We start from the raw sequence: 5,205 nt of genomic DNA, 5'->3' as shown, positions 1-5,205 counted from the left end.
GCGCGGCAGCACCCCGTGCCGCATCGCCATCACCATCTTGATCACACCCGCCACCCCCGCCGCCGCCTGCGCGTGCCCGAGGTTCGACTTCACCGACCCGAGCCACAGCGGAAGTTCACGGCCCTGCCCGTACGTCGCCAGCAGCGCCTGCGCCTCGATCGGATCGCCCAGCGCCGTCCCCGTCCCGTGCGCCTCCACCGCGTCCACCTGGCTGGGCGTCAGATCAGCTGCGGCCAGCGCTGCTTCGATCACCCGCTGCTGCGACGGACCGTTCGGCGCCGTCAACCCGTTCGACGCACCGTCCTGGTTCACCGCGCTACCGCGCACCACCGCCAGCACCCGATGACCGGCCCGCACCGCGTCCGACAACCGCTCCAGCAGCAGGACGCCCACGCCCTCGGCCGGGCCGAAGCCGTCCGCGTCGGCCGCGAAGGCCTTGCAGCGTCCATCGGCGGCCAGGCCGCGCTGGCGGCTGAACTCCACGAAGAGGCCGGGTGTCGGCATCACCGTCACGCCGCCCGCCAGGGCCAGGTCGCATTCCCCGGCGCGCAGTGCCTGCGCGGCCAGGTGCAGGGCGACCAGGGAGGAGGAGCAGGCGGTGTCCACGGTGACGGCCGGGCCCTCCAGGCCGAAGGTGTAGGAGATCCGCCCGGAGATCACACTCCCTGATGTGCCGGTGCCGAGGTAGCCCTCGACCTCGGCCGGGGCGTCGTCCCAGGTGCCGCCGTAGCCCGAGCTGGTGGCGCCCGCGAAGACGCCGGTCCGGCTGCCGCGCAGCGCCGCCGGGTCGAGGCCGGCCCGCTCGAACGCCTCCCAGGAGGTCTCCAGCAGCAGCCGCTGCTGCGGATCCATCGCCAGCGCCTCGCGCGGCGAGATGCCGAAGAAGTCCGCGTCGAAGCCGGCCGCGTTTGCCAGGAAGCCGCCCGCCCGGGTGTACGTCGTCCCGGGCCGTACTCCGTCCGCGTCGTACAGCTCCCCCAGGTCCCAGCCGCGGTCGTCCGGCAGGTCGCCGATCGCGTCCACGCCGCCCGCGACCAGCTCCCACAGTTCCTCCGGCGAGGACACCCCGCCCGGGTAGCGGCAGGCCATGCCCACGATCACCACCGGATCGTCGGCCGCCACTGCGGACGGGCGCGGAGCCGCGGTCTGTCGGGCGGTGGCGCCGGTCAGTTCGGCGAGCAGGTGGCGGGTCAGGGCGAGTGGGTTCGGGTGGTCGAAGACCAGCGTGGCGGGCAGCCGGAGGCCGGTGGCGGCGCCGATCCGGTTGCGCAGTTCGACGGCGGTCAGCGAGTCGAACCCGAGGTCGCGGAAGGCGCGGGCCGGCTCGACCGCGTCGGGGGCGGCGTGTCCGAGCACGGTGGCGGTGTGGCCGCGGACCAGGTCGAGCAGCAGTTCCTCCCGTTCCGCCGCGCCGTGTTCGGCGAGCTCGCGGGCGAGCGCCGAGCCGCCGGCCCGGTCGTCGCCGGCGGCGGCGCGCCGCGCGGCTGTCCGGACGAACCCGCGCAGCAGGCCGGGGCCCTCGGCGCCGCGCGCCCGTGCGCGCAGGGCGGGCAGGTCGAGCCGAATCGGCAGCAGCAGTGGCTGGTCGAGCCCGATCGCCGCGTCCAGGAGTGCCAGGCCGTGCTCGGCGGTGAACGGCAGTACGCCGCCGCGCCGCATCCGGGCGAGGTCGTCCTCCGCCAGGTGGGCGGTCATGCCGCTGGCCGGCTCCCAGTGGCCCCAGGCCAGCGAGTGGCCCGGCAGTCCGCCGGCGTGCCGGTGGGCGGCGAGCGCGTCCAGGAAGGCGTTGGCCGCCGCGTAGTTGCCCTGTCCGGTGCCGCCGAGGACGCCGGCTCCGGAGGAGAACAGTACGAAGAACGCCAGGTCCTGACTTTTCGTCAGTTCGTGCAGGTGGAGCGCCGCGTCGGCCTTGGGCCGCAGCACGGCCGACAGCCGCTCGGGCGTCAGCGAGGTGATCGTCCCGTCGTCGAGCACCCCGGCCGCGTGCACCACGCCCGTCAGCCGGCGCCCCGCCAGGACGGCCGCCAGCGCGTCCCGGTCCGCCGCGTCGCACCGGGCGACCGTCACCGTGGCGCCCAACTCCTCCAGCTCCGCGACCAGTTCGGTCGCGCCCGGGGCGGCCTCGCCCTGCCGGCTCAGCAGCAGCAGCTCGCGCACGCCGTGGGCCGTCACCAGGTGCCGGGCCACCAGCCCGCCGAGCGTGCCGGTGCCGCCGGTGATCAGCACGGTGCCCGCCGGGTCGGGGGTGCGCGGCACGGTGAGGACGAGCTTGCCGGTGTGCCGGGCCTGGCTCATGTGCCGGAAGGCCTCGGGGGCGCGCCGGACGTCCCAGGTGCGCAGCGGGGCATGGGTGAGCACGCCCCGCTCGAACAGGTCGACGGTCTCGGCGAGCAGCCGGCCCACCCGCTCGGGCCCGGCCTCGATCAGGTCGAACGCGCGGTAGCGGACGCCGGGGAACTCCAGGTCGACCTGGTCGGGGTCGCGGACGTCGGCCTTGCCCATCTCGACGAAGCGGCCGCCGCGCGGCAGCAGGCGCAGTGAGGCGTCCACGAACTCGCCGGCCAGCGCGTCGAGCACGACGTCCACGCCCGCGCCGCCGGTGGCGGCGAGGAAGGCGGGTTCGAAGTCGAGGGTGCGGGAGTCGGCGATCCGCTCGTCCGGGACCCCGAGGGCCCGCAGGGCGTCCCACTTGCCGGGGCTCGCCGTCGCGTAGACCTCCGCGCCCAGGTGGCGGGCCAGTTGGACGGCGGCCATGCCGACGCCGCCGGCCGCCGCGTGCACCAGGACGGACTCGCCCGGGCGCAGCGCGGCGAGATCGTCGAGGGCGTACCGGGCGGTCAGGTGGACGACCGGGACGGCTGCGGCCTGGGCGAAGGACCAGCCGGCCGGGATCCGGGCCAGCATCCGCGCGTCGGCCACGCCGATCGGGCCGAACGCGTCGGGGACGATGCCCAGCACCCGGTCGCCGACCGCGAAGCGCGTGACGTCGGGGGCGAGTTCGGTGATGACGCCGGCGGCCTCGGTGCCGAGGGTCACCTCGCCTGGGTACATCCCGAGGGCGCCGAGCACGTCCTTGAAGTTGAGGCCGGCGGCGCGGACGGCGATGCGGACCTGGCCGGGGGCGAGCGGGGCGAGGGCCCGCGGGGCGGGCAGCAGGGCCAGGCCGTCCAGCGTGCCCGGGCCGCTGCTGTCGAGGCGCCAGGCGGGCCCGGCGGGCGGGGTGAGGGCGGCGTCGGCGGCCCGGGCCAGCCGGGGGGCGAGGGCGGCGCCGTCGCGCAGGGCGAGCTGGGGTTCGCCGGTGGCCAGCGCGGCGGCCAGGTCAGCCGGTAGGGGTGCGGCGGGTGCGGCGGCCGGGTCGAGGTCCAGCAGCTGGAAGCGGCCCGGGTGCTCCGCCTGCGCGGACCGCAGCAGGCCCCACCCGGCGGCGTGCGCGAGGTCGGTCACGTCCTCGCCGGGCCGGGTGGCGACGGCGCCCCGGGTGAGGACGGCGAGCCGGGCCGCCGGGTGCCGCTCGTCGGCGAGCCAGCGCTGGGCGAGGTCCAGCAGCCGGGCGGTGGCCGTGTGGGCGTCGGCGGCCCGGGCCGCCGGGAGCAGGACCAGTTCGGTGTCGGCGGGCAGCTCGGCGAGGTCCCGGTGGCCGGGCAGGCCCAGGGCGGCGGCGAGGCCGTCGTGGTCCTCGCCGAGCACGGCCCAGCGGGTGACGGGCCCCGGCGCGGTCGGGACGGGTGTCCAGTCGATCCGGTACAGGTCGTCGGGGCCGCCCGGGGCGCCGGCCGGCCCGGCGGCGGCCAGCGGGCGGGAGAGCAGCGAGTCGGCGTGGGCGACGGGTCGGCCGGTCGGGTCGGCGACGGCGATGCTCACCGCGTCCGGGCCGGCCGGGGCGAGGTGCACGCGCAGCGCGGGCGCGCCGGTGGCGAGCAGCGTCACCCCGCTCCAGCAGAACGGCAGCCGCAGGCCGTCCGGCGGCTCCGGGACGCCGGTCTCCGGGGCGCCGGTCTCCGGGGCGCCGGCGGCCAGGCCGTGCAGGGCGGCGTCGAGCAGGGCGGGGTGCAGGCCGAAGCGGCGGGCGTCGGCGCGGGCCGGCTCGGGCAGGGCGACCTCGGCGAACACCTCGGCGCCGCGCCGCCAGACGGCGCGCAGGCCCTGGAACGCGGGTCCGTAGCCGTAGCCGGTTTCGGCCAGGCGGGCGTAGAAGCCGTCGAGGTCGACGGGTTCGGCGCCGGCGGGCGGCCAGTCGGCGAGGTCGAACGCGGGCACGCTGCCACCCGCGGCCGTGACGGTGGCGCTGGCGTGCCGGACCCAGGCGTCGGGGTCGGCGCTCTCGGTGCGGGAGTGGACGGTGAGCGAGCCGCGACCGTCCGGGCCGGGCGCGCCGACCCGCACCTGCAGCAGCACCGCCTCGCGCTCGGTGAGCACCAGCGGCGCCTCCAGGGTGAGTTCCTCCAGATGGCCGCAGCCGACCTCGTCCCCGGCGCGGATCGCCAGTTCCACGAAGGCGGTGCCCGGCAGCAGGACGGTCCCGGCCACCGCGTGGTCGGCCAGCCACGGGTGGGTGCGCAGGGAGAGGCGGCCGGTGAGCACCAGGCCGTCGCCGCCGGCCAGCCGGGTGACCGCGCCGAGCAGCGGGTGCCCGGCGGCGGCGAGCCCGAGCCCGGCCGCGTCCCCGGCCGTGGCGCCGCCGCCCGCCAGCCAGTAGCGGCGGCGCTGGAAGGCGTAGGTGGGGAGTTGGACGGTCCGGGCGTCGGCCGGGAAGGCGCGCCGCCAGTCCACGGGGACGCCGTGCGTCCAGGCCTCGGCGAGCGCGCGGGTGAACTGCTCGGTCCCGCCCTCGTCGCGGCGCAGGGTGCCCAGGGCGACGGCACCCGCACCGGCGCGCTCGATGCACTCGCCGACCCCGACGACGAGCACCGGGTGCGCGCTGATCTCGACGAACGCCCCGAGGCCCTGCTCCAGCAGGCCGGTGACGGCCTCGGCGAAGCGCACCGGCTGCCGCAGGTTGGTGTACCAGTACGCGGCGTCCAGGGCGGCGGTGTCGATCGGCGCGCCGGTCACGGTGGAGTGGAAGGGGATGTCGCCCGATTGCGGGGTGATCCCGCTCAGCGCGCCGAGCAGTTCCTCCCGGATCGCCTCGACGTGCGGGCCGTGCGAGGCGTAGTCCACGTCGATCCGACGCGCCCGCTCGTGCCCGGCGACCAGCTGCTCCAA

The 5,205-nt window shown here is 77.4% G+C and carries 1 protein-coding gene; it reads right to left on the bottom strand.

Annotated features, from left to right (window positions below; genetic code table 11):
- The coding region (locus VM95_RS42125; protein ID WP_045705528.1) for a type I polyketide synthase at positions 1-5,205 on the bottom strand (5,205 nt) is incomplete at both ends.

It is taken from the genome of Streptomyces rubellomurinus (genome assembly GCF_000961885.1).
Classification (GTDB): Bacteria; Actinomycetota; Actinomycetes; order Streptomycetales; family Streptomycetaceae; genus Kitasatospora; species Kitasatospora rubellomurina.
The sequence above is the reverse complement of the archived record's forward strand: the minus strand, read 5'-3'. Positions and strand labels throughout refer to the sequence as shown.